Below are 24,979 nucleotides of genomic sequence, written 5' to 3' on the forward strand. Positions count from 1 at the left end.
TTATGGAGCCGTCTGCGAATAGCGCTTGACTGTTCAGCGCAATGCCACTTATAGCCGAACCGTAACGTACGGTACGCATCGCTTGCGATGTGTGCCAGATGGCCGGAAGCGACGTGTTGCAGAAAACCGTTCTCAACGAGGACAAAAGGGTCCTGACCGAGCGCCAGCAGACAGTGCTGGACGCGGCGTTGCGCCTTTTGGTCGAGGATGGGGACAATCTGACCATGACGGCGGTGGCGCGGCGCGCAAGCTGCTCCAAGGAAACGCTCTACAAATGGTTCGGCGATCGCGACGGGCTGTTGATCGCCACCGTGCAATGGCAGGCTTCGAAAGTGCGGGTAACGCCGGTCGATCCCGGCAATGTCGATCTCGCTTCGCTGACCGAAAGCCTGGAAGGGTATGCGCGCGATTGGCTCAAGGTCATCGCCAGCGACACGTCCATCGCGCTGAACCGGGTTGCCGTCAGTCATGCGGCGTCCGGCAAGGATAATCTCGGCGCCATCGTGCTCGAAAATGGGCGGTTTGCGCTGGCCAAGCGGCTGAAGCCGGTGCTGGACGCCGGCAAGCGCGCCGGTTATCTCGTCTTCGACAATGCCGAAACGGCGTTTAGAACCTTTTTCGGCCTGGTCGCGCGCGACGTGCAGATCAGGCTGCTGCTGGGCGACTGGCCCGGCCTGACGGAAGCGGCCATAGAAGATGACGCGGCGCGCGCCACAAGACAGTTTCTCGCCCTCTATGGGGCAAGGAAAGATCCATAGAAACCACGGTTTTCAAGCACGGGAAGGAAAGTAACATGCGTGTCTATTACGATCGCGACGCCGATCTCAATCTCATCAAGGGCAAGAAGGTCGCCATTATCGGCTACGGTTCGCAGGGGCGGGCGCATGCGCTCAACCTGAAGGATTCCGGCGTCAAGGAAATCGCCATCGGCCTCAAGGCCGGTTCGGCGACCGCCAAGAAGGTCGAAGCTGACGGCCTCAAGGTCATGACCGTGGCCGAGGTCGCCAAGTGGGCCGACCTGATGATGATGGCCACGCCTGACGAGTTGCAGGCAGACATCTACCGCGACGAGATCGCGCCGAATATCCGCGATGGGGCCGCGATTGCGTTCGCGCACGGGCTCAACGTGCATTTCGGGCTGATCGAGCCGAAGGATACGATTGACGTCGTCATGATCGCGCCAAAGGGGCCCGGCCATACCGTGCGCGGCGAATACCAGAAGGGCGGCGGCGTGCCGTGCCTGGTTGCGGTCAACCACGACGCATCGGGCAATGCCCACGATCTCGCGCTATCCTACGCCTGCGGCGTCGGCGGCGGCCGCTCGGGCGTCATCGAGACGAACTTCAAGGAAGAGTGCGAAACCGATCTGTTCGGCGAGCAGGTGGTTCTGTGCGGCGGTCTGGTCGAACTCATCCGTGCCGGCTTCGAGACGCTGGTCGAGGCCGGTTACGCACCCGAAATGGCCTATTTCGAGTGCCTGCACGAAGTGAAGCTGATCGTCGACCTGATCTATGAGGGCGGCATCGCCAACATGAACTACTCGATCTCCAACACGGCCGAGTGGGGCGAATACGTGTCGGGTCCCCGCATCATCACCGCCGACACCAAGGCCGAGATGAAGCGCGTGCTGAACGACATCCAGACCGGCAAGTTCACGTCGGAGTGGATGCAGGAGTACCGCGCCGGCCTGTCCCGCTTCAAGGGCATCCGCCGCAACAACGACAGCCACCAGATCGAGGAAGTCGGTGCGAAGCTGCGTGCCATGATGCCGTGGATCGCCAAGAACCAGCTCGTGGACAAGGCCAAGAACTGATCCCATGCCTTTTTCGCCTGCACGTCCTGGGTTTTCGGGGCGCACAGGCCGAAGACTCAAGGTTGGAATCAAAAAGCCGGCGAAGCGATTCGCCGGCTTTTTGTTTTAGATAAAGCCGCAGCGCGGGCTGTGCTTTGCTACCTCACCGATATGGCGAATAGCATTGCTGGCGCGGACCGTTATAGGGCTGGAACGTATTGTCCGCTGCGCGGTAGGAGCGGTAGCGGTTGTAGCACCAGCGGACGTGCGCGTTGGAACCGCGATAGACACGACGCGGTTCATAATACCGAATCGCCGGTCCGATCGCCATGCCACCCAGCCCGAGATAAAAGCCGGAGCCGCCATAGTGGCGCCGATGACCGCGCCAGCGCCGATCATTATAGTAGCGGCGATGCGCGTTGTTGTGGTTCCAGCGGTTGCCTTGCCAATGACGGTTGTGCCGGTCACGGCGCCAATAGTCGCCGCGGCTGTTCCCGCCGGCCCACGCGTCGCGTACGGGGATGATTTCAGGCGCCGCTGTGCTCGACGGCACCGAGGGGGCAGGCTGCGGCATGGGTCCGGCGAATGTTGGACCCGCCAGTCCGAACACCAGTCCAAGCGCCATCACGCTTGTTTTGATCGAATGGGCAAATAGCGGTTTCATTTGCACTCTCCAGCAATTCATTGGCCCCGCGCCACGAGTCCGAGAATGGCTACAATGCTGAACCTTTCACCCTGAACGGAGAATGAACGAGAAAGTTCCAGGTGCTGGCCCTGAAGGGATTGGCCCATGTGCCCTTGTTTTCAAGGCCCCCAGCGGGCAAACGTCTTGCATGTCCTTGCGTCTTGCAACGTTTAACGTCGAAAACCTGATGAGCAGGTTCGATTTCTCCGGTTATCAAAACCATGGCCAGGATCGGACACTTTCGCTGTTCGACATTGGCAGCGAAGCCGAGTACCGGGCGTTGGAACAGGCCCGCGCAATCGCGCAATCGGACGATACGCGCCAGCTTTCCGCGCTCGCCATCGCGGCGACCCGCGCCGACATCCTGTGCCTGCAGGAGGTCGACAATATCGAGGCGCTCAAGGCTTTCGAGTATGGGTATCTGTTCAGGATGATCGGCGAGGGCTACCGCCAGAAATACACCACGGCCGGCAACGATACGCGCGGTATCGACGTCGCGGTCATGATGCGTCATGAAACGGCGGACGGCGAGCCGATCGAGTTTGTGCGCATGACCAGCCATGCCGATGTCACTTACGAGCAATTCGGCCTGCATACGCCGGAACTGGCGGCCACCGGTAACGCTGCCAACGAGCGTATTTTCAGGCGCGACTGCCTGGAGATAGACGTCACTGTCGGCGGCAAGCCGCTGACGCTCTATCTCGTGCATTTCAAGTCGATGGGGCCGCCGCGCAATGGGCTTGACGGACGCCAGGCTTCGATGCCCATTCGGATCGCCGAGGCTCAGGCGGTCCGCCGGATCATCGAGGAAAGGTTCGGCAAGGAACACGCCACCGCCATGAACTGGGCGATCTGCGGGGATATGAACGACTACCGCCAGCGCGTTAAGGTCGACGGCGACCAATTTGGCGGCTACCGCTTCGAGGTGCTCGCTGAAGACCGGTCTTGCCTCGATGTCCTTCTGGCCGATGGTTTTTGCGAGAATGTCGTCGAGCGGAGGCCGGAAATGGATCGCTGGTCGTTTTACCACACAAGAGGGCCACAGGAGCGACACCTATGCCAGCTAGACTATGTCCTGCTGTCGAAGGGGCTTGCCGCGCGAAATGCTACCGCTATTCCCGATATTGTCCGTAACGGGCAACCCTGGCGCACCGTCTTTCCGCCGGGGCAGGAGGTGGAACGGTTTCCACGCGTGGGCTGGGACAGGCCGAAGGCGTCGGACCATTGTCCGGTCGCTGTTACACTGAAGATGAGTTGAGGACATTGGCATGAGTTTCGACCTCCCGAGAGACATCGTCCTTCCGGTCGAAGATATCGACGTAAGGCTCGATCCCGCCCCGCATCCGCTTGAACAGACACACTTGCGGGAGATCGACGCCAACTGGGCTTACCAGATTTCCGTCAATCCCCATTTGTTTGATGGGCGGGTGGCGCTGCTTTCCGAGCTTTCCTACGCCAGCGGGCGGCTTGTCGGGCGCTGTCATATCGTGCGCTACGCGACTTTCATGTATTGGCGCGGGAACCGCGAGATGCCGGGTGTCGGCCATGTCTTCGCGCACGCCATGCTCGTCTCGAGCGACAATGCGCTGGTGGCCATCCGCATGGGCAAGCACACGCTGAACGCCGGCAGGGTGTATTTCGCGGCCGGCTCCTTCGAACTGGAGGATTTTCGCGATGGGCTGGTCGATGTCGACTTCAACATGCGGCGCGAGGTCAAGGAGGAAACCGGCATCGATATAAGCGAGGCATCGCCTGCCAAGCGCTACTACCTTTTATCGACGCGCAGCGGCACGGTCATCTTCCGCCGTTACCGCATGCCGATGACGGCCAATGCCATGATTGCCAGCATCAATGCCTTCGTCGCGGCGGAAGCCAACCCGGAAATAGAGGCGCCTGTCGTCATCCATAGCGCCGGCGACCTGCCCGACGACCTTGCCGGCCATATGAAACCGCTGATCGAGTGGCATTTCTCGACGCAGGGCTGAGAGTCCGTTTGGAAACTCTACCCAGCCGGACATCTGGCGCAATTTTCTGCGCTTCCGGTGCTCACGTACTTGTGTACGCTCCGCTCCGGTTCTCGAAAACCACGCCATATGCCTCGGCTGGGCGAGTTATCAAACGGACTCTGAGGCTCACTCGTGCCGTAGCGCGTCGATCGGGTTGAGCCTCGCGCCGCGCAAGGCCGGGAAGAAGCCGAACACCATGCCGATGAGGGCGGAAAAGCCGACCGCGATCAAAATGGTTGCAAGGCTGGGCGCAAACGGGATGGCGAGTGTCAGCGAAGCGATACCGGCCAGCGATAGGCCAAGCAGGATGCCGATGATGCCGCCCATCAGCGACAGCACCGTCGCCTCGACCAGAAACTGTATCAGGATGTGCTTTTCATGCGCGCCGATGGCCAGCCTGATGCCGATCTCGCGCGTCCGCTCCGTTACCGACACCAGCATGATGTTCATGATGCCGATGCCGCCGACCAGCAGGCTGACGCCGGCCACCGCGCCCAGCATGCCGGTCATGGTGGTGGTGGCCGCAGCCATCGTGTCCGCGATCTGTGTCATGTCGCGGATGGAGAAATTGTCTGCCTGGTCGGGGCCGATGCGCCTTGTGTCGCGTAAAATGTCCTCGACGCGGGGCAGGAGCACGCTGGTCGGCGTCGTATCGTCGGCTGCGACATAGATGGAATCGATATCGCGGTTTCCCGCGATGCGACGCTGGTAAGCGGCAAGCGGCATCAGCACGACGTTGTCCTGGTCCTGCCCGAAGCCGGTAAAGCCCTTGGATTCCAGCAGGCCGATAACTTTGCAGGAGGTCCGGTTGACGCGGATCGTCTCGCCTTCGGGATCGGCAGAACCGAAAAATTGCTGCCGCACCGTCTCGCCGATCAGGCAGACGCCGGCGCCGCTGCGTGCCTCCGAATCCGAAAAGGACCGGCCCGAGGCGATCTGCCAGTCACGTGCCACCAGATAGTCGCTATTCGTGCCGGTCACGCCGCTGGTGAGGTTTTCCGTACCGTAGATGACGCGAACCTGTTTTTGGGACGCGGGCGATATGGCGCGCGCGCCGACGAGGTGCTTGGTAAGGGCTTCGACATCCTTGTCGTTGAGCTGACGCGCGACATTATCGGTGGCGCTGGGACCGCCGGCCCGGCCTGAACGCACGACAAGCAGGTTGGAGCCGAGCTTGGCAATGTCCGCCTTGACCTTCTCGGTCGTGCCGTTGCCGATGGTCAACATGGCGATGACGGCGGCGACGCCGATAACGATGCCAAGCAGCGTCAGGAACGAGCGCAGCACATTGCGGCGGATGGACAAGAGCGCGAGACGGACCGTTTCCCAGATCATTTCGCGGCCACCATCCTTGGCGTGTCGGCGGCGACATTGCCGTCGAGGAAATGGATTGTCCGTTGCACATAGGCGGCGACATCGGCTTCGTGCGTCACCATGACGATGGTCAGACCAAGTTCCGTATTAAGCCGGGTCAGGAGTTCCATGATTTCGTGGCTGCGGGCGGTATCGAGATTGCCCGTCGGCTCGTCCGCTACCAGCAAGGTCGGCCGTGTGACGATGGCGCGGGCTATCGCCACGCGCTGCTGCTGGCCACCTGAAAGCTCGCCGGGCGTATGGTGTTCGCGGTCGGTCAGGCCAACCTCCGCCAGCGCCTGCATGGCAAGCGCGCGCCGCTCGGCCCTCGGCACGCCACGATAGATCAGCGGCAGTTCGACATTTTCGGCTGCTGTCGTGCGCGGCAGCAGATTATAGCCCTGGAAGACGAAGCCGACATACAGATTGCGCAAGATAGCGCGGCGGGTACGGTCGAGCCGGCCGGCATCGACGCCCATGAAGGAATAGGTGCCGGCGCTGGGCGTATCGAGGCAGCCGATGATGTTCATCGACGTGGATTTGCCCGAACCGGAAGGCCCCATGATCGCCACGAATTGCCCTTGCCGGATGGAAAGGTCGACGCCGGCCAGCGCGTTGACCCGCGCTTCGCCCTGGCCGTAGCTTTTCCAGACCTTGTCGAAGGTGATGAGGAGCGGCGCGGCCATTGTTTAGCCGCGCTGCTGCGACGCCGTGATGACCGCGTCGCCTTCGGACAGGCCGGAAAGGATTTCGGTCAGTTCGCCGTTCGTGGCGCCCGTCTTGACGTCGACCGCATGCGGACGGCCATCCTTCAGGACGTAAAGCGTGCGCGATCCGTCAACCGGCTTCGCGGCCGCCTGTGAGCCCCCGCGTCCACGCCGACCGCCCATGCGCCCGGTAAACATGCTTGTCAGGCTCCAGCCGCCGCCGCTGCGCGCAGCAGCCGCGGGCTTGTAGCGGAACGCGATGGCGGGCACGGCAAGAACGTCCTTGGCCTGCTTGGTGACAACGGAAACGGTCGCCGTCATGCCGGGGCGCAGGAGCAGTTCGTCATTGGCGACATTCAGGCGTGCATCGTAGGTCACGACCCCGTCGGTGGTCAGCGAGGCAAAGGAGATGTCGCGAATTTCCGCATCGAACGGCCGCTCTGGAAATGCATCGACGGTGAACCGGGCGTGCTGGCCGGCCTTGACCGAGCCGATATCGGCCTCGTCGATGGCCGCCTTCAACTCCATGCTTTTCAGGTCGGCGGCGATGACGAAAAGAACGGGCGCCTGCAGCGAGGAGGCGACCGTCTGGCCGGGGTCGACCGAGCGCGTCAGTACGATGCCGTCGATGGGCGCGTAGATGGTGCTCTTGTCGAGGTCCGACTGCTGCAACTTCAAATCCGCTTGGGCGATGGCAAAATTGGCTTCGGCGCTGTCCAGGGCCGCCTTGGCGCGGTCGCGCGTGGCGGTCGCGGCTTCCAGCGCCTGGTTCGTGGTCTGGCCGCGCCTGGCCAGCTCGGCGGCACGCACCAGCGCCTGCTCGTTCTCCTTCAGGGTGATCCGGGCATTTTCGACATTGGCTTGCGCCGCCTTCGACGAAGCCTGCGCCCGCTCGACCTGCGCCTGCAGGCGCGAGGTGTCGAGCGCGGCCAACACGTCGCCTTTCTTGACCTGCTGGTTTTCGTTGACCGCCACGGACCGGACAACGCCGGAAAGCTCGCTGGAAATGTCGACCTGGGTGAGGGGTTGCAGCGTGCCCGTGGCGGTAACCTGTACGGTCAGGTCGGCCTTGGCTGCCTGCACAGCCGTGTAGTCGGTTTTGACGGCGGAGCCTGCATACCATTGGTAAGCGAAAATGGCTGCCGCAACGATTACCAGAGCCGCCAGCCCATAAAGCCAGCCGCGGCGACGCTGCTTCTTCTGGCCGCTACCGTCCAGCCCCAGGGCCGTCTCGATGGTGGCAGCGGATTCACCATTTGGCGGATTGACAAGCTGGTCCACGCAAGACCCCTATAATGCGTATGTCGTCCCTAAGCGTGGACACATCAGGCTTAACGGCCGGAATTACAAATTAAATTTCGCCCATGTTGGGCGATGAGGCGAGGAGTGGGCCGATGGTTGGCCGGAAATACATGCTCTACGACGTGTTCACCAGGACGCCGTTGGCCGGCAATCCGCTGGCTGTCGTTTTGCAAAGCGAAGGCCTCGAGACAGCTTCCATGCAGGCGATCGCGCGAGAGTTCAACCTGTCCGAAACCGTCTTCGTCCTGCCGCCCGAAAACGCCCGACATCGCGCTCGCATCCGCATCTTCACGCCGGAATACGAAATGCCGTTCGCTGGTCATCCGACAGTCGGCGCGGCGGTGGCGCTGGCGGAACTGACCGGTGAAAAGGCCGCCGGCATCTTCGTGCTGGAAGAAAATATCGGACCTGTGCGCTGTGTCGTGCAAACAGGCGAGGGCGCATCCTATGGCGAGTTCGACCTGGCCAAGCTGCCGGAGCGCCTTGAATTTTCGGCTGACGCGGACGCGATCGGCGCGGCACTCGGCCTCAGCCCCCATGAAATCGGCTTCGAGAACCACCGGGTCTCGTTCTGGTCGGCTGGCGTTCCCTATGTGACCATCCCCGTGGCCGGCCTCAAGGAGGCTGCGCGGATAAGGCTGGACAATCAGGCCTGGGCCGAACTCGCGCCAGCAAAGAGCGAGTGGGCCAATGCCAGCCCCTATGTCTATTGCCGCGAGACGGTAAGCCACGACAGCGCATTTCATGTCCGCATGATCGTGCCCGGAACGCCGTCCTACGAAGATCCTGCAACCGGTTCGGCAGCGGCGGCCTTTGCCGGCGCGATCATGCATTTCGACGGTCCGCGCGACGGCACCGCACGCTACTGGCTGGAGCAGGGCCTGGAAATGGGACGTCCGTCGCGGATTCGCCTTGAGTTGGAGGTAGCCCAAGGCCGGCTAGCGGCAGCGCGTATCGGCGGCCATGCGGTCAAGGTCGCGGAAGGCACGCTTTATGTGTGAGTCGTGCCTGTGACCCGCTGATTAAGAGTCAGCTGCTCTACCAGCGGAGCCAAGCACCGATTTTTGGCTGTTTCTAAGGCGTCATGGCAATGCTTTGGACATAGTGGCCCGATTTCCAGAGAAATCCCGGCATAGGGCTGGACATGGCCAATGGTGCCGGATATATGCCCGCCAGCGCTGGTTTTTCCAGCGCGCCGTGGGTGCGTAGCTCAGTTGGTAGAGCAGCTGACTCTTAATCAGCGGGTCACAGGTTCGATCCCTGTCGCACCCACCACAAACTTCTTTCGATACATACCGCTGTGACTTTTCCTTGAAGAGTTGGTAAAGGTGCCGCGCAGGCCAATTTCGCGAGCGCTTGACTTTGTCGGCGGCGATGATGTTCAAATCGTTGCGCCATGAAAAAGCGACTCCCAATCCTCTCGCGGCGCACCTTCCTCGCGGAGATGGCTGGCGTGGCTGCATTGGGCGTCCTGCCGTCAGGCGCTCGCGCGCAATCGACACCGGTCATTCCGCCCGTGGATGCGACGTTTCTGTTCATCAGCGACGTTCACGCATGCCGCATGGCGAGCGGCCTTAGTCCCCATTGCCAGCAGGAGGGTAAGACCGACGCCGCTTTGCTGCGCAATGTAGCGGCGCTGAACGCCATAAGCCTCAGGGAATGGCCAAGTGAGATCGACGGCGTGCCTACGGCCTTGCGCTCTGCGGGCCAGCGTATCGATACGCCGCTCGGCATCGTCGTTGGCGGCGACATGACCGACGACGGCGGCGGGCAGGTGACGCTGCCCAGCGAAGGCACGCAACTGCTCCAGTTCAGCCAACGCTACCGGCAAGGCGTCGGGCCGGATCGTGTCCATGTGCCGGTCTATGTCGGGCTCGGCAACCATGATCTCGATCAGAACGGTCCGCGCCGCCATGTAAACTGGTACCGGCGTGAAATGCGCGACTATGTCGAAGTCAATCACCGCCCCAGCGTGTTCTTCAAGCCGGCGGTTCCAGCGGGCAATTACGATGTGGAGTCCGATTGCTATTCCTGGGATTGGGGCGGCTTGCATCTTGTCCAGACGCACCGCTTCGCCGGCGATGTCGGTCATGGCGCGGTAAGCGGCCTGTCGTGGCTGAAGGACGACTTGGCGAACAATGCCTCGGATGGCCGGCCAATTGTCCTTTTCCAGCATTATGGCTGGGATACGTTCTCGCTGGAAAAATGGGATCCGGCTGCGCGAATTTTCGACGACCAGGGCACGGGGCCGGCACATTGGTGGAGCCGGGCGGAACAGGACGCATTGCTGGCCGCCCTGAAAGGCTACAACGTCGTCGGCATCTTTCATGGGCACCAGCATGAAACGCCCATGATCTACAAACATGGCGACCTCGATCTGTTCAAGCCGAAAGCGGCCTATATGGGCGGCTTCGCGCTCGCACGGATAACAAGCAGCGCGTTGGACGTGGTACTCGGCGAGTCGGCGGGCGACAGCGGCGAGGTGAGATTCACCAACGCCTTCAGCAAGGCGCTCATTCAATGAAAAAGGCAGCCGAAGCTGCCTTTTTCATTGAATGGTGGTGACGCGTCAGAGGGCTTTCTTGACCTTTTCCTTGGCGTCTCCAAAGGTCTTTTGCACTTTGCCTGCTGCCTTTTCGACCTTGCCTTCGGCCTCGGTCTGCTTGCTTCCTGTCACTTTGCCGGCAGCTTCCTTGACCGATCCCTTGGCCTGCTTGGCCACGCCGGCAATCTGATCCTTGTTCACCATATCGCATCTCCTGGGGGTTCGTTTCGACTTGCGGACCGAAACGGGCGAACGCCATCCAGGTTCCGGGCGGCATTCGATTTGTGCGGTGAACACAACAAAAAAGGGCGCCCGAAGGCGCCCTTTCCGTAAGCAAGGTTTTGGTAGGCTGGATTAGAAATCCATGCCGCCCATACCGCCCATGCCGCCGCCCATGCCGCCAGGCATGCCGCCGCCGCCATTGTCCTTCTTCGGAGCATCGGCAATCATGGCTTCGGTGGTGACGAGCAGGCCGGCAACCGAGGCTGCGTCCTGAAGTGCGGTGCGAACGACCTTGACCGGGTCGACGATGCCGAGCGCGATCAGGTCGCCATACGTGTCGTTGGCCGCGTTGTAGCCGAAGGAAACGCCCTTGTTGTCGAGGATCTTGCCGACAACGATCGAGGCTTCTTCACCGGCGTTCGAGGCGATCTGACGGCACGGTGCCTGCAGAGCCTTGCGAACGATGGAGATGCCGGCAGTCTGGTCGGTGTTCGCGCCGACAGCCTTGATGTTGGTGGAAGCGCGCAGCAGAGCAACGCCGCCGCCCGCCACGATGCCTTCTTCGACAGCAGCGCGGGTTGCGTTCAGCGCGTCGTCAACGCGGTCCTTCTTTTCCTTGACTTCGACTTCGGTCGAGCCGCCGACGCGGATCACGGCAACACCGCCGGCGAGCTTCGCCAGACGTTCCTGCAGCTTCTCCTTGTCGTAGTCCGAGGTGGTCTCCTCGATCTGCTGCTTGATCTGGGCAACGCGGCCTTGGATCTCGGCCTTCTTGCCAGCGCCGTCGATGATGGTGGTGTTCTCCTTGGAGATCGACACCTTCTTGGCGCGGCCGAGCATGGCCAGCGTAACGTTTTCGAGCTTGATGCCGAGGTCTTCGGAAATCACCTGGCCACCGGTGAGGATGGCGATGTCTTCCAGCATTGCCTTGCGGCGATCACCGAAGCCCGGCGCCTTGACGGCGGCGATCTTCAGGCCGCCACGCAGCTTGTTGACGACAAGCGTAGCCAGAGCCTCGCCTTCGACGTCTTCCGAGATGATGAGCAGCGGCTTCGAGGACTGAACGACAGCCTCGAGGATCGGTAGCATCGCCTGCAGGTTGGACAGCTTTTTCTCGTGGAGAAGAATGTAGACGTCCTCGAGATCGGCGATCATCTTGTCGGGGTTGGTGACGAAGTAGGGCGACAGGTAGCCGCGGTCGAACTGCATGCCTTCGACGACTTCGAGTTCGGTCTCGGCGGTCTTGGCTTCTTCAACCGTGATAACGCCTTCATTGCCGACCTTCTGCATCGCTTCCGCGATCATCTTGCCAACCGACTCGTCGCCATTGGCCGAAATGGTGCCAACCTGAGCGACTTCTTCGGAAGTCTTGATCTTCTTGGCCGACTTGACCAGCTGGGCGACGACGTCGGCAACAGCCAGGTCGATGCCGCGCTTCAGGTCCATCGGGTTGATGCCGGCCGCAACATACTTGTGGCCTTCCTGAACGATGGCCTGAGCCAGGACGGTGGCGGTCGTGGTGCCGTCGCCGGCCTTGTCGTTGGTCTTCGAAGCGACTTCGCGGACCAGCTGTGCGCCCATGTTCTCGAACTTGTCTTCAAGTTCGATTTCCTTGGCGACGGTGACGCCGTCCTTGGTGATGCGCGGTGCGCCGAACGACTTGTCGATGACGACGTTGCGGCCCTTGGGACCAAGCGTCACCTTCACCGCGTCGGCGAGGATGTTGACGCCGCGCAGCATGCGCTCGCGGGCATCACGGGAGAATTTTACGTCTTTGGCAGCCATTATTGTGCTCCTGGGCTTTGCGCCCGAAATTCAGTTGATGGTGCGGGTGGAAACGGCGTGATTAGCCGATGATGCCCATGATGTCGGATTCCTTCATGATCAGAAGGTCTTCGCCATTGAGCTTGACTTCGGTGCCCGACCACTTGCCGAACAGGATGCGGTCGCCGGCCTTGACGTCGAGCGCAATGATCTTGCCGCTATCGTCGCGGGCGCCGGAGCCGACGGCGACGATCTCGCCTTCCTGCGGCTTTTCCTTGGCCGTGTCGGGGATGATGATTCCGCCAGCCGTCTTTGCTTCGGATTCGACCCGGCGAACGACCACGCGGTCATGAAGCGGGCGGAACTTCGATTTTGCCATTTGTGTTTCCTCGGTCATGGTGAGAAATAATCTCGGTCCGGCTGTGCCGGTACTCGGTTAGCACTCATAAGAGGCGAGTGCTAACGTAGCCGTGAGATAGTGCCGGCGCTGGCGAGAGTCAAGAATGTTCCGGCTTGCGGCGTCCGATCATCGGCGATCACGCATAAATTACCATGAGCCATGCCGGCCGTGCCGCAACGCGCCATTTTTTTCATGAATTGTGCGCTGCAGTATCTTGAATGGTAAGCACGCTTATTATATATGGCGCTCATGGTTACGGACGGCACGGAAAGACTGGGATTTCTGATCCACGACGCGGCGCGGTTGTTGCGCCGGCGCTTTGAGGCAAAGGCCAGCGGCCTTGGCCTTTCGGCGGCACAGTGGCGGCTTCTGGTCTGGGCCGTGAAGGAAGAAGGCATTGCGCAGGCCCGGCTCGCCGAAATTCTCGAAATCGAGCCGATCAGCGTTTCGCGCCTTATCGACAGAATGGAGGAGGGCGGCTGGATTGAACGTCGTGTGGATGCGGCCGACAGACGCGTGCGCATGATATTCCCGACCGAAAAGGCGCGCGAAGCTTTTGCCGGCGTCAAGGGAATGGCCGGAGAGGTTTATGAACGTGCGCTTGCCGGCCTGTCTCCACAAGACCGCCGTAGCCTCGTCAACGGGATATTGAAACTCATCGAAAACTTGTCGGACGACGAAACGCCGTCTTGCAAATCCGCCAACACGACTAAATCTGCAGAGAGCGCAGCAAAATGAACGCCCGAGTAAAAGTGAACGACGACGTGACAAAGCTGGAAATTGAAAGCCCGGCTCAACCCTCCGTACCGGCCACGCCGGCTGCGGTAGCACTTCCGCACAATCCGGAACCGGCGCCGAAACGCAAGGCGCGCCGGCCGGGGCGTTTTGTGCTGATGCTGGCGGTACCGGCGGCCCTTGTCGCGGTTGGCGGCTATTTCTGGGTAACCGGCGGGCGCTATGAGGAGACAGAAAATGCCAATCTCAGGCAAGCCCGTGTTTCGATAGCCTCCGATACGGCGGGCCGGATCGTCAACGTGAACATCGCCGAAAACCAGCATGTCAAGAAAGGCGACGTGCTGTTCGCCATCGACCCGGAGCCTTACCGGATCGCGCTCGCTCAGGCCGATGCCGCGGTTGCCGTTGCGCGGCTGAATGTGGAGCAACTGCGCGCAGCCTACAGCCAGGCCATGGCGCAGGAACGCTCGGCGGTCAGCGAAGTCGATTACGCCCAGTCTCAATACGACCGCGCGGCCGATCTGGCGAAGAAAGGCATCAACGCCAAGTCCTCGCTCGATGAAGCACGCAACGATCTTGCCAAGGCCAAGCAGGAGGTAGCCGTGACCCGGCAGGGCATCGAGAGCGCCAAGGCGGCGCTGGGCGGCAATCCGGACATCGAAACGGACAAGCACCCGACCGTCATGTCGGCGCTGGCCGCGCGTGACAAGGCTGCCTACGACCTGGCGCAAAGCACCGTTCGCGCCCCGGCCGACGGCGTCATCGCTCAGGCCTCGTCGTTCAAGATAGGCCAGTTTGTCGGCTCCGGCGCTACCCTGTTTTCGCTGGTGGAGACGGGCGATACCTGGATCGACGCCAATTTCAAGGAAACCCAGCTTACGCACATGAAGGCCGGCCAGAAGGCCGAAGTCGTACTCGACACCTATCCGGGCAGGACCTTCGAGGCGACCGTGCTGGCGATAGGTGCAGGCACCGGCGCTGAATTCTCGCTACTGCCCGCCCAGAACGCCACCGGAAACTGGGTCAAGGTCACGCAGCGCATTCCGGTTCGGCTGGAGTTGACCGACCCGAGCGCGAAGATCGCGTTGCGGACCGGCATGAGCGCCGAAGTCACGGTCGACACGGGTGTCTCGCGCGGCTTTCCCAAGCTGTTCGGCCATGCGACGGCAGGCGAAGCGGACTAACCCGTTCGATGGTCAAGCGGGCCAGGGAAAGATGAAATTTCAGATTGTCCCGACAGGGTATTCGGTAAGGTCAAGGCTTTCGTCTTTGGTTCCGGTTGCGGAATCAAGGCCGCTAAAGCGGATCTGGACGAAAATCGTCGGGACTCCGGTTTCCGGGCGGCAACAGCCCTGATGAAACGAGACGCTCGATCGATGTGACCCCCGCATCGATTTCGTGTCCCAACGCGTTGAACGCCTCGCTTTAGGCAGGCTTTGCCGCTCGGGAACCAGCATCGCACTTATACGACTTTATTCCGTCGCGGAAGTTCCGTCCCATGAGCACGCCCGAAACCCATCGCGAAGTGCCGCATCGTGGCCTGATCACCATCTCGATCATGCTGGCCACGGTCATGCAGGTGCTCGACACCACAATCGCCAATGTCGCGCTGCCATCCATGGTCGGCGATCTCGGCGCCTCGGCCGATACGATCAACTGGGTGCTGACATCCTATATCGTCGCCGCCGCCATCATGACGCCCGTAACCGGCTGGCTGGCCGACCGCTTCGGGCGCAAGGAACTGTTCCTCGGTTCGGTCGTGGGGTTCGTCATCTTCTCGATGCTGTGCGGCATCGCCACGAGCCTTGAGGAAATGGTGCTGTTTCGCCTGATGCAGGGTGTATTCGGCGCGGCGATCGTTCCCCTGTCCCAGACATTCCTGCTCGACATCAACCCCAAGGAGCGCCACGGCCAGGCCATGGCCATCTGGGGCGCCGGCATCATGGTCGGGCCGATCATCGGCCCCACGCTCGGCGGCTGGCTGACCGAAAGCTTCAACTGGCGCTGGGTTTTCTTCATCAACCTGCCCATCGGCATCATCGCCTTCCTCGGCATGGCCGCCTATCTGCCCAGCATCGCCCGACGCGCCCGCGGCTTCGACTTTTTCGGCTTCGCGATGCTGTCGCTCGGCGTCGGCGCGCTCCAGTTGATGCTGGACCGCGGCGCCGATGCCGACTGGTTCTCGTCACCGGAAATATGGATTGAACTCGGCCTGGCCATCACGGGGTTTTGGGTATTCATCGTCCATCTTTTGACGAGCGAGAACCCGTTCATCGATCCGAAGATATTCCTCGACCGCAATTTCGCGACCGGCCTCGTCTTCATCTTCATCATCGGCGTCATCCTGCTGGCCAGCCTGGCGCTGCTGCCGCCGATGCTGTCGACCATCTTTGGCTATCCGACCATCACCGTCGGTATCGTAATGGCGCCGCGCGGCGTCGGTACGATGATTTCCATGCTGGTCGTCGGACGGATCATGCACAGAGTCGACGCCAGGCTGCTGGTGGTCGTGGGCCTGCTGCTGACGTCGCAGTCGCTCTACACGATGTCGGGTTTTACGCCGCAGATGGACGACTGGCTCATCATTTCGTCGGGCGTCGTCCAGGGGCTGGGGCTTGGCCTGGTGTTCGTGCCGCTGTCGACGGTTGCCTTCGCCACGCTCGACGCACGTTTTCGCACCGACGCCACCGCGCTGTTTTCGCTGGTGCGCAACATCGGTTCGTCGATCGGCATTTCGATCGTGTCGGTGATGCTGGTGCGCAATACGCAGGTCAACCATTCGGAGCTTTCGGCCTTCATCACGCCGTTCAACCCCAATCTGATTGCGGCCTCGCCGGCCGCGGCCGCGGGCGATCCGGCCGCGTTGGCGCAGATAGACGGCCTGGTTAACATCCAGTCGCTGATGATTTCCTACGTCAATGACTTCAAGCTGATGATGGTGGTTACGCTGTTTGCCCTGCCGCTGGTTCTGCTGTTGCGCAAGCCTAAGCCGAATCGTGCGGGCGGCGGCGCGCCGGCGGCGCACATGGATTGAGGTGGGCGGGGAATAGGGAATATTGATCTGCTTTCCCTACTCCCTACTCCCTACTCCCTACTTACTCACTTCCCCAACACCAGAGCCCAGTACCGCCAGTCGACATTCTTGGCGTCCCGCACGTAGGCGAGGCCGAACCGCGAGAAACGCGGATCAAGCATGTTGCGGCGATGCGGCGGCGAATGCATCCACATGTCGACCAGTCGGGCCACGTCCATGCGGCCCTCCGCGATATTTTCGGCGGCAGCGCCTTCGATGCCGTTTTCCTTGATGCGAGACGCAAAATCCTTGCCCCACCCGGTCGTGTGCGCCATGCGCCTGGCGCTCGCCATATAGCGGGCCTGCTGCAAGGCGGCCTGTTCCAGCCGGGAATCGGGAGACAGCGGGCCCAGCCCGTTGGCGCTGCGGGCAGCGGCCAAAGCGCTGCTGGCGGAAGCGGATGCTCCAGCGCCGTTGCCGGGTCGCAGCGTGCCGCAGGCGGCAAGCCCGAGCAGCGCCGCCATGCCGCCGCCCAACACCAATGTGCGCCTGTCGAGTTTCAACGAGGCCGCTTCGGGCAGGGGGTATTTTCAATATCGGTATGTGCCATGTCCGCCTGACATAGCCGCGATCATGGCTTTTTTGGAAGAAGGGCCGCGCAAAAATCGAAACTTTGCCGCTCGTATGGCGTTCAAGTGATTGAGAGCACGAGAACAAAACGACGACAGGCCGGGCCGGATGCGCTATGATTTGGCCTGTTACTGGAATTGGCGCCCACGGGCGGCCATCCTGGAGGTGACCGTCCCCGACATACGGGAGGAAGGTTATGACCAGCTTTCATGTCATGGCAGACGCACGCGGGACGCTCGCGCAGCCCGCCATACGCCGCATTACAATCGCGGATATAGGAGACGCGCTGCGCCTCGGCTTCGACGATTTCTGGGCCAAGCCGTCCCACTATGTCTTTCTGGCGCTGATCTATCCCATCGTCGGGCTGATCCTGACCCGCTGGTCCAGTGGCGCCAACGCGATCCATCTCATCTATCCGCTGATGTCGGGTTTCGCGCTGCTCGGGCCGCTTGCCGCCATCGGCCTCTATGAGATCAGCCGTCGCCGCGAACTGGGAATGGATACGGCGTGGCGCAACGCGCTGGCGGTGCGTCATTCGCCGGCGCTGCCCTCCATCCTGACGGTAGGCGCGATGCTGGTCGCCCTGTTCCTGTTGTGGCTGTTTGTCGCTCAATCGATCTATGCCGGCCTGTTTGGCGATCAGGCGCCTGCATCGGTCGGCACTTTCCTGCGCGACGTGCTGACGACGAGCAATGGCTGGACGCTGATCGTGGTCGGCAATCTCGTGGGCCTCGTTTTTGCCGCTGTCGTGCTGGCAACGACGGTGGTGGCCTTTCCGCTGCTGCTCGACCGCGATGTCGGCGTGGTCGCGGCCATCGAGACGTCCGTCCGCGCGGTGGTGTCGAACCCGGTGCAGATGGCGGCGTGGGGCTTGCTGGTGGCCGCGCTGCTGGTGATCGGCTCGATCCCGCTTTTCGCCGGGCTCGCCGTGGTCATTCCTATCCTTGGCCATGCGACGTGGCATCTCTACCGCAAGCTGGTCGTTCCAGAGCGGGGCGAGGTATCGCGACGGCCAATGTGACGGCGTGCCTGTTGGCGTGCTTGGCCAAAAGCGGGTGACAGGGTGATGCAGTTCGGCTAATCCGGGCCGGCTGGACGCTGCATGGTCGCTGGTGTCCTCAATCCTGACACTGGAACGGCATGCCGCATTTACCCGAAAAGATCGCCTCGCTATCGCAGATGAACGGTCGCTATGGCGCGTTGCTTTGCGACGTATGGGGGGTTGTCCACAATGGCGAAGTTGCCTTTGCGGAAGCCTCGCAGGCGCTGGCTGCTGCCCGCGACAAGGGCATTGCAGTCGTTCTCCTCACCAATTCGCCCCGGCCTCATGCCGATGTCGAGGCGCAGATACGCGTGCTTGGCGTGCAAGACAATGCGTGGGACCGCGTGGTTACGTCCGGCGACGTCACCCGCGACCTGATTGCGGCCGGCCCACGCCGGATTTTCCATCTGGGGCCGGACCGGGACTATCCCATTTTCGAGGGGCTGGACGTTGAAATGGCCGAGGAATTCGAGGCCGATGCGGTAGTCTGCACGGGTCTTTTCGATGACGAGGTGGAAACGCCGGAGGATTATGCGGAACTTCTGACGCGGCTGCGTGCCCGAAACCTGCCGTTCATCTGCGCCAACCCCGATCTGGTGGTGGAGCGCGGCGACCGGTTGATCTGGTGCGCCGGCGTCCTGGCGCGCGATTTCGCCCAGCTTGGCGGCCGCACGCTGATTGCCGGCAAGCCGCATGCCCCGATCTACGAGGCCGCGTTGGCGGCTGTTGCCGCGGCGCTCGGCCGTGAGGTTTCGCGCAGCGAAGTGCTGGCCATCGGTGACGGCATGATGACCGACATCAAGGGTGCGGCCGACAACGGTATCGATGCGCTCTATATTTCAGGTGGCATCCATGCGCGCGAACATGGCGATGCACTGAACCCCGATGCCGAAAAGCTGGCGTCCTTCCTCGGCACGCACGGCTATCGGCCCGTCGCGACCATGCCGAAACTGCGATAGTTCCCGCAATGAGAATGCCGTGCGAACGTCTGTCCGGTTCGATACCCCTGCCGCCGCAATTGCGCGGCGGCGTCGTGGCGATCGGCAATTTCGACGGCGTCCATCGTGGCCATCAGGCGGTTCTGGAGCGTGCGCTCGATGAGGCGCGCCGGCGAAAGGTGCCCGCCTTGGCGCTGACCTTCGAGCCGCATCCGCGAAAAGTCTTTCGGCCGGATGTTCCACTCTTCGTGCTGACGCCGCCGCCGATGAAGGCGAAGCTCTTGTCGAAGCTCGGCTTTTCAGCGCTGGTCGAGCAACCGTTCACGCGCACCTTCGCCGCCTCGTCGGCGGAGACATTCGTGACGGACGTGCTGGAAAAGACCCTCGGCATCAGCCATGTCGTCACCGGCTTCAATTTCCATTTCGGCAAGGATCGGCAAGGCGGCCCGGCCTATCTGATGGAAGCAGGCGCGCGCCACGGCTTTGGCGTCACGCTGGTGGATGCCTATCGGGACGAAGGCGCGGAGGTGGTGTCGTCAAGCCGCATCCGCACCTTGCTCGCCGATGGGGAGCCGGCGCAGGCCGCTGGCCTGCTCGGATACCGCCACACCGTCGAAGGCGAGGTTGTCGGCGGCGAGAAACTAGGCAGGACGCTGGGCTTTCCGACCGCCAATATGCGGCTTTCGCCGGAATCCATGCTCAAGGAGGGCATTTACGCCGTGCGCTTCCGGCAAGCCGACGGTACGCTGCACGACGCCGTGGCCAGTTACGGCCGCCGCCCCACCGTTGACGACAATGGCGCGCCGTTGCTCGAAACATTTTTGTTCGATTTTTCCGGCGACCTTTACGGCCAGGTTTGCGACGTGTCGCTGTTCGGCTATCTGCGCGGCGAAGAAAAATTCGACGGACTGGACGCGCTCGTCGCCCAGATGAAGCGCGACGGCGAAGAGGCGAGGGCGCTGCTCGCCGGCGTCAAGCCCTTGTCGGAGTTGGACGCCGCAATCGCCTTTTGAGGCGTGCCGGCTGCCGCTACTTCTTCAGCGCCAGCCCGAAGGCGATGAAAGTCCAGCCCTGGAAGACGAGATCGATGGCCAGGAACAGGCCGAGCACCCAGAGGCTGTTGACCGGCCAGCCCATGGCGATAATCAGGCCCGCCAGCGCGGTGACGACGCCTGCCGTGATGATCCAGCCCGATCCCTTTTCGGCACGGTGGTGATAGCCGACCCACACCCGCAGCAGGCCGGAAGCCACCAGCGCCACCGCCAGCAGGAAGGTAAACACCGTCGAGGCAAGCAGCGGATTGTCGAAGGCGAAGAAGCCGGCAACCGCATAAAGCAGGCCAGAGAGCAGCCAGTAGAAGAAGCGGCCCCAGGTTTTTACGCCGAAGGCATGGATGATCTCCACGATGCCGGCCATCAGCATGAGCCAGCCGACGACATAGACCGAGGCTACCGTGGCGATGAACAGATTGCCGAAGGCGATGCCGCCGAAGATCAGCAGCAGCACTCCCAGCGCCACGAACCAGCCCCATTTGGCGCGGGTCTGGCCGATTGCGTTGTTCAAGTCATTCTCACTGAGGGTCATTGCCGCCTCCTGATGTTGGCCATACAATCCTGCAAACGATAATCGCAACAGTTGCATCGGTCCAGCGCGCCTCTCAACGAGCATCCCGGGGTTCGGTTGATGCAGGTTTAAATCAAATTTTACCACCTGCGCCTCAATGCTTATCGACCTTGAGTTGTAGTGCGTGTACGGAGTGACGATGCGTTTGAATCTGGTTTCGGCGGCGCTGGGCGTTGCACTCATCGGAAGTCCCGTTGCGGCCAATGCCGGCGAGGGCACCTTCGGTTGGCTGTCGGGCGACTGGTATCTGACGGTAGGTGCTTCCGGCATCGTCGCGCCCAATTTCGAGGGCAGCAAAAAATACATGTTCAGCGTCGCGCCGCTTGTGTCGCTTGGCAAGGCGGGAAACGCGACGCGCTTTTCATCGCGCAACGACAATATCTCGCTGGCGCTGTTTGACAGCGGCGGCGTGCGCGGCGGCGTTACCGGCAAATTCCTGTCCGGGCGGGACGACGGCGATTCCGACGCCTTGAAGGGGTTGGACCCGGTGCGCTGGGGCGGTGAAGTCGGCGGCTTCGCGGAATTCTACCCGACCGACTGGCTGCGCGTGCGCGCCGAGGTGCGGCAAGGCATTCGCTCTCACCACGGCGTGGTAGCCGATGTCACTGCTGACGCCTTCTACGATGTAACGCCCGACATCAGGATTTCCGGCGGTCCGCGTCTGTCTTTCGCGTCGGCCAAGTATTTCGATGCCTATTACGGCGTCAACGCGCAGGAATCGGCTGCGTCCGGCTTAAGCCAGTACGATCCGGGAAGCGGCCTGAAATCGGTCGGTGTCGGTGGCGCCGTTACCTGGAAAGTGACCGACCCGATAACCGCCAGCGTGTTCGGCGAATATTCCCGCCTCACGGGGCCGGCGGCGGATTCGAGCCTGGTCCGGGAGAGCGGCGACAAGAACCAGTTCATGTTCGGCCTGTCCACGACCTACCGCTTTGACTTCACGCTGTAGCGGCGGCAGGAAAAGCTTTATTCCGCCCGCTCTATCCGCTAGAAGCGCGGCCATGACGCGCTTTTTCGCGATACGAATTATTGGCCCGGTGTTCCGGCTGGCCTGAAAGGTCACCGGAACTGCCGGGTTTTGCGCGTAAAAACAATCCCTCGCGCTTTTTCCAGTTCATGATAGTTCAACGCCCGAGGCTTTTTGCCGACGGGCAATCCATATGGCAGACCGATGACCGATACCGCTGAAACGATCGACTATTCCAAGACGCTCAACCTGCCGCAGACGGATTTTCCGATGCGCGCCGGCTTGCCTGAAAAGGAGCCGCTGATGGTCAAGCGCTGGCAGGACATGGACCTCTACGCGAAGCTGCGTGAGGACGCCAAGGGGCGCACGAAATACGTGCTGCATGACGGCCCGCCCTACGCCAACGGCACCATCCATATCGGCCACGCGCTGAACAAGATCCTGAAGGACGTCATCACCCGCTCGTTCCAGATGCGCGGCTACGACGCCAATTACGTGCCGGGCTGGGATTGCCACGGCCTGCCGATCGAATGGAAGATCGAGGAGCAGTACCGCGCCAAGGGCAAGAACAAGGACGAAGTGCCGGTCAACGAGTTCCGCCAGGAATGCCGCGAGTTCGCCGCACACTGGATCGGCGTGCAGGGCGCGGAATTCCAGCGCCTGGGCGTCATCGGCGATTTCAAGCACCCTTACACGACGATGGCTTTCCATGCCGAGGCGCGCATCGCCGGCGAACTGCTGAAATTCGCCATGTCGGGCCAGCTTTACCGCGGTTCCAAGCCGGTGATGTGGAGCGTGGTCGAGCGCACCGCGCTGGCCGAAGCGGAGGTCGAGTATCAGGACTATGAGAGCGACACCATCTGGGTGAAGTTTCCGGTGGCTCATGTCGATACCAGCCCCACGACAATCTTCGCCGCGCTTAGGACGCAGCTAGACGACCAAGGTGATGCTGAATTCAAACGGCAGCTTGAAGAAACAGAGCAGTTCATTTCAGACCTGCGTTCCGCAGCTGTGGTAATCTGGACCACGACGCCGTGGACCATCCCCGGCAATCGTGCGGTCAATTTCTCGCCGCGCATCAATTATGGGCTTTACGAAGTCATGACGGCCGAAAATGCCTTTGGTCCGCAGCCCGGTGAAAAACTGATCTTTGCCGATGCATTGGCGGGCGAATCGTTCGCGAAGGCGAAACTCGAGTTTCGGAAAATTCACGACCTTGACGACCACGAACTTCGTCATTTGACGCTTTCGCATCCGCTCAAGGGTCTGGGCGGCGGCTACGAATTCCCGGTGCCGATGATTCCCGGCGACCACGTCACCGACGATGCCGGCACCGGTTTCGTCCACACGGCACCCGGTCATGGCCGCGAGGATTTTGACGCCTGGATGGACGCCGCTCCCCTGCTAAGGGAACGCGGTATCAACACGGCGATCCCGTTCACTGTGGATGACGCCGGCTTCCTGACCAAGGACGCGCCGGGCTTCGGGCCGGACCGCGAGGGTGGGGCCGCCCGCGTCATCGACGACAACGGCAAGAAGGGCAACGCCAACCAGGCCGTCATCGACGAACTGATCAAGCGCAACGCGCTGTTTGCGCGCAGCCGGCTGAAGCACTCTTATCCGCATTCGTGGCGCTCGAAGAAGCCGGTCATCTTCCGCAACACGCCGCAATGGTTCGTCCATATGGACAAGGATTTGGGCGACGATACCACCCTGCGCACGCGCGCTCTGAAGGCCATCGACGACACGCGTTTCGTGCCTGCCGGCGGCCAGAACCGCATCCGCGCCATGATCGAGGAGCGGCCTGACTGGGTGCTTTCGCGCCAGCGCGCCTGGGGCGTGCCGATTGTCGTTTTCGCCGATGCCGACGGCAATGTGCTGAAAGACGAAGCGGTCAACGCCCGCATCACCGAGGCCTTTGAAAAGGAAGGCGCGGACGCCTGGTTCGCGGAAGGCGCACGCGAGCGTTTTCTTGGAAGCCGTGCCAGCGAGCCGTGGAAGAAGGTCACCGACATTCTCGACGTCTGGTTCGATTCCGGCTGCACGCATGCCTTTACACTGGAAGACCGGCCCGACCTGAAATGGCCGGCCGACGTCTATCTGGAAGGTTCCGACCAGCATCGCGGCTGGTTCCATTCCTCGCTGCTGGAAAGCTGCGGCACGCGCGGTCGTGCGCCTTACGACACCGTCGTCACCCATGGCTTCACCATGGACGAGGAAGGCCGCAAGATGTCGAAATCACTCGGCAACACGGTGGTGCCGCAGGATGTGATGAAGCAGTCGGGTGCCGATATTCTGCGCCTCTGGGTGATGACAACCGACTATTGGGAAGACCAGCGCCTCGGCAAGAACGTGCTGCAGACCAATATCGACGCCTACCGCAAACTGCGCAACACCATCCGCTGGATGCTCGGCACGCTGGCCCATGACGATGGCGCGGAAGTTCCCCTGCAAGACATGCCGGAACTGGAGCGGCTGATGCTGCATCGGTTGTCCGAGATGGATGAACTCGTGCGCACCGGCTATGACGCCTTCGAGTTCAAGCGCGTTACCCGCGCGCTGCTCGACTTCATGGTCGTGGAACTGTCGGCCTTCTATTTCGACATCCGCAAGGATGCGCTCTACTGCGAAGGCCCGTCGAGCCTCAAGCGCAAGGCTTCCGTTCAGGTCGTGCGTCATCTGTTCGACGCCATCGTGAAATGGCTGGCGCCCATGCTGCCGTTCACCATGGAGGAAGCCTGGTCAGGCAGGCATCCCGATGCCGTTTCGGTGCATCTGGAGCAATTCCCGGCCATCCCGGCGGAATGGCGCGACGAGGCCTTGGCCGAAAAGTGGCGCAAGGTGCGGCAGGTGCGTCGCGTCGTCACCGGCGCGCTGGAAATCGCCCGTGCGCAGAAAGTCATCGGTTCGTCGCTCGAGGCGGTTCCTGTCGTCTATCTGGATGATGCGGCGTTGGAAGCAGCGATCGCCGACGTCGACATGGCCGAGATGGCGATCACCAGCGGGCTGGAGTTCGCGCATGGCGCGGCGCCGGCCGACGCGTTTACGCTGGATGACGTCAAGGGCGTTGCCGTCGTGGTGGAGAAGGCCGAGGATCGCGGACTGCACAAATGCGCCCGGTCCTGGCGCTACACCGCCGATGTCGGCAGCGATCCGGAGTTTTCGGATGTTTCGGCGCGCGATGCGGCTGTCCTGCATGAATTGAAGGCGCTTGGCCGGCTTTGAATGGATGCACATATGCAACGCGCAGGGCGA

The 24,979-nt window shown here is 61.8% G+C and carries 23 protein-coding genes and 1 tRNA gene; 15 read left to right on the forward strand and 9 right to left on the reverse strand.

Translation table 11 applies throughout. The features are described 5' to 3' along the window. Positions 1 to 98: 98 nt before the first annotated feature. Both ACX3P0_RS02920 and ilvC read left to right on the forward strand, forming a co-directional pair. A complete protein-coding gene (locus ACX3P0_RS02920; protein WP_459078364.1) occupies positions 99 to 758 on the forward strand; it encodes a TetR/AcrR family transcriptional regulator in 660 nt (219 codons plus the stop codon). A gap of 35 nt (positions 759 to 793) precedes the next feature. Continuing rightward, complete coding sequence (gene ilvC, locus ACX3P0_RS02925; protein ID WP_459078363.1) at positions 794 to 1,813, forward strand: ketol-acid reductoisomerase; 1,020 nt, start codon at positions 794 to 796, stop codon at positions 1,811 to 1,813. A 142-nt stretch (positions 1,814 to 1,955) separates the two neighbouring features. On the opposite strand, the gene ACX3P0_RS02930 is transcribed toward ilvC, so the two are convergent. After that, the gene (locus tag ACX3P0_RS02930) at positions 1,956 to 2,456 is read right to left on the reverse strand and encodes a BA14K family protein (RefSeq protein WP_459086433.1); all 501 of its coding nucleotides are present in this window, start codon (positions 2,454 to 2,456) and stop codon (positions 1,956 to 1,958) included. A 169-nt stretch (positions 2,457 to 2,625) separates the two neighbouring features. On the opposite strand from ACX3P0_RS02930, the gene ACX3P0_RS02935 reads away from it, so the two are divergent. Both ACX3P0_RS02935 and ACX3P0_RS02940 read left to right on the forward strand, forming a co-directional pair. Then, positions 2,626 to 3,735: an endonuclease/exonuclease/phosphatase family protein gene (locus tag ACX3P0_RS02935; RefSeq protein ID WP_459086434.1), complete on the forward strand. Its 1,110-nt coding sequence runs from the start codon at positions 2,626 to 2,628 to the stop codon at positions 3,733 to 3,735. 10 nt (positions 3,736 to 3,745) lie between these two features. Further along, the gene (locus ACX3P0_RS02940) at positions 3,746 to 4,462 is read left to right on the forward strand and encodes an NUDIX hydrolase (RefSeq protein WP_459086436.1); all 717 of its coding nucleotides are present in this window, start codon (positions 3,746 to 3,748) and stop codon (positions 4,460 to 4,462) included. 147 nt (positions 4,463 to 4,609) lie between these two features. Here the strand turns inward: ACX3P0_RS02940 and ACX3P0_RS02945 are convergent, their stop codons facing one another. Genes ACX3P0_RS02945 through ACX3P0_RS02955 form a run of 3 tightly spaced genes read right to left on the reverse strand, consistent with a single transcriptional unit; the run spans position 4,610 to position 7,824 of the window. After that, positions 4,610 to 5,818, reverse strand: a complete 1,209-nt coding sequence (locus ACX3P0_RS02945; protein WP_459086437.1) for an ABC transporter permease — start codon at positions 5,816 to 5,818, stop codon at positions 4,610 to 4,612. After that, positions 5,815 to 6,522 (reverse strand): ABC transporter ATP-binding protein, encoded by a 708-nt coding sequence (locus tag ACX3P0_RS02950; protein ID WP_459086439.1) that lies wholly within the window; start codon positions 6,520 to 6,522, stop codon positions 5,815 to 5,817. The genes ACX3P0_RS02945 and ACX3P0_RS02950 overlap by 4 nt, the downstream gene beginning before the upstream one ends. 3 nt (positions 6,523 to 6,525) lie before the next feature. Continuing rightward, positions 6,526 to 7,824 (reverse strand): efflux RND transporter periplasmic adaptor subunit, encoded by a 1,299-nt coding sequence (locus ACX3P0_RS02955; protein WP_459086441.1) that lies wholly within the window; start codon positions 7,822 to 7,824, stop codon positions 6,526 to 6,528. A 113-nt stretch (positions 7,825 to 7,937) separates the two neighbouring features. Between ACX3P0_RS02955 and ACX3P0_RS02960 the strand changes: the two genes are divergently transcribed. The 3 genes from ACX3P0_RS02960 (at position 7,938) to ACX3P0_RS02970 (ending at position 10,369) form a co-directional block, all read left to right on the forward strand. Then, positions 7,938 to 8,846, forward strand: a complete 909-nt coding sequence (locus ACX3P0_RS02960) for a PhzF family phenazine biosynthesis protein (RefSeq protein ID WP_459086443.1) — start codon at positions 7,938 to 7,940, stop codon at positions 8,844 to 8,846. A gap of 198 nt (positions 8,847 to 9,044) precedes the next feature. Then, a tRNA-Lys gene (locus ACX3P0_RS02965) sits at positions 9,045 to 9,120 on the forward strand. Positions 9,121 to 9,241: 121 nt separating this feature from the next. After that, positions 9,242 to 10,369, forward strand: a complete 1,128-nt coding sequence (locus ACX3P0_RS02970) for a metallophosphoesterase (RefSeq protein ID WP_459086445.1) — start codon at positions 9,242 to 9,244, stop codon at positions 10,367 to 10,369. Positions 10,370 to 10,414: 45 nt separating this feature from the next. Here ACX3P0_RS02970 and ACX3P0_RS02975 read toward each other — a convergent pair whose 3' ends face one another. From ACX3P0_RS02975 to groES, 3 genes are all read right to left on the reverse strand, one after another. After that, positions 10,415 to 10,594: a CsbD family protein gene (locus ACX3P0_RS02975; RefSeq protein ID WP_459086447.1), complete on the reverse strand. Its 180-nt coding sequence runs from the start codon at positions 10,592 to 10,594 to the stop codon at positions 10,415 to 10,417. Between the two features lie 150 nt (positions 10,595 to 10,744). Next, positions 10,745 to 12,397, reverse strand: a complete 1,653-nt coding sequence (groL, locus tag ACX3P0_RS02980) for a chaperonin GroEL (protein WP_459078353.1) — start codon at positions 12,395 to 12,397, stop codon at positions 10,745 to 10,747. Between the two features lie 61 nt (positions 12,398 to 12,458). Then, a complete protein-coding gene (gene groES / locus ACX3P0_RS02985; RefSeq protein ID WP_459078352.1) occupies positions 12,459 to 12,755 on the reverse strand; it encodes a co-chaperone GroES in 297 nt (98 codons plus the stop codon). Positions 12,756 to 13,025: 270 nt separating this feature from the next. Between groES and ACX3P0_RS02990 the strand changes: the two genes are divergently transcribed. The 3 genes from ACX3P0_RS02990 (at position 13,026) to ACX3P0_RS03000 (ending at position 16,545) form a co-directional block, all read left to right on the forward strand. Beyond that, entirely contained in the window at positions 13,026 to 13,514 is a 489-nt protein-coding gene (locus ACX3P0_RS02990) for a MarR family winged helix-turn-helix transcriptional regulator (protein WP_459078559.1), read from the forward strand. Continuing rightward, on the forward strand, positions 13,511 to 14,695 hold the full coding sequence (locus tag ACX3P0_RS02995) for an HlyD family secretion protein (protein WP_459086448.1): 1,185 nt from the start codon (positions 13,511 to 13,513) through the stop codon (positions 14,693 to 14,695). Before ACX3P0_RS02990 ends, ACX3P0_RS02995 begins: the two co-directional genes overlap by 4 nt. Before the next feature lie 314 nt (positions 14,696 to 15,009). Continuing rightward, complete coding sequence (locus ACX3P0_RS03000) at positions 15,010 to 16,545, forward strand: DHA2 family efflux MFS transporter permease subunit (protein WP_459086450.1); 1,536 nt, start codon at positions 15,010 to 15,012, stop codon at positions 16,543 to 16,545. Between the two features lie 65 nt (positions 16,546 to 16,610). Here the strand turns inward: ACX3P0_RS03000 and ACX3P0_RS03005 are convergent, their stop codons facing one another. Further along, a complete protein-coding gene (locus ACX3P0_RS03005) occupies positions 16,611 to 17,048 on the reverse strand; it encodes a CAP domain-containing protein (RefSeq protein ID WP_459086853.1) in 438 nt (145 codons plus the stop codon). A gap of 302 nt (positions 17,049 to 17,350) precedes the next feature. On the opposite strand from ACX3P0_RS03005, the gene ACX3P0_RS03010 reads away from it, so the two are divergent. The 3 genes from ACX3P0_RS03010 (at position 17,351) to ACX3P0_RS03020 (ending at position 20,147) form a co-directional block, all read left to right on the forward strand. Then, a complete protein-coding gene (locus ACX3P0_RS03010; RefSeq protein WP_459086452.1) occupies positions 17,351 to 18,175 on the forward strand; it encodes a DUF2189 domain-containing protein in 825 nt (274 codons plus the stop codon). 119 nt (positions 18,176 to 18,294) lie between these two features. Beyond that, positions 18,295 to 19,155 (forward strand): TIGR01459 family HAD-type hydrolase, encoded by an 861-nt coding sequence (locus ACX3P0_RS03015; protein WP_459086454.1) that lies wholly within the window; start codon positions 18,295 to 18,297, stop codon positions 19,153 to 19,155. Between the two features lie 14 nt (positions 19,156 to 19,169). Next, positions 19,170 to 20,147 (forward strand): bifunctional riboflavin kinase/FAD synthetase, encoded by a 978-nt coding sequence (locus tag ACX3P0_RS03020; protein WP_459078346.1) that lies wholly within the window; start codon positions 19,170 to 19,172, stop codon positions 20,145 to 20,147. A gap of 16 nt (positions 20,148 to 20,163) precedes the next feature. Here the strand turns inward: ACX3P0_RS03020 and ACX3P0_RS03025 are convergent, their stop codons facing one another. After that, positions 20,164 to 20,718 carry an HdeD family acid-resistance protein gene (locus ACX3P0_RS03025; RefSeq protein ID WP_459078345.1) on the reverse strand — a complete coding sequence of 185 codons (555 nt, stop codon included), beginning with the start codon at positions 20,716 to 20,718 and terminating at the stop codon, positions 20,164 to 20,166. Between the two features lie 178 nt (positions 20,719 to 20,896). On the opposite strand from ACX3P0_RS03025, the gene ACX3P0_RS03030 reads away from it, so the two are divergent. Next, the gene (locus ACX3P0_RS03030) at positions 20,897 to 21,706 is read left to right on the forward strand and encodes a MipA/OmpV family protein (protein WP_459086456.1); all 810 of its coding nucleotides are present in this window, start codon (positions 20,897 to 20,899) and stop codon (positions 21,704 to 21,706) included. Between the two features lie 222 nt (positions 21,707 to 21,928). Further along, a complete protein-coding gene (gene ileS / locus ACX3P0_RS03035) occupies positions 21,929 to 24,949 on the forward strand; it encodes an isoleucine--tRNA ligase (protein WP_459086458.1) in 3,021 nt (1,006 codons plus the stop codon). Positions 24,950 to 24,979: the final 30 nt, after the last annotated feature.

This window comes from Mesorhizobium sp. A556 (assembly GCF_054489545.1).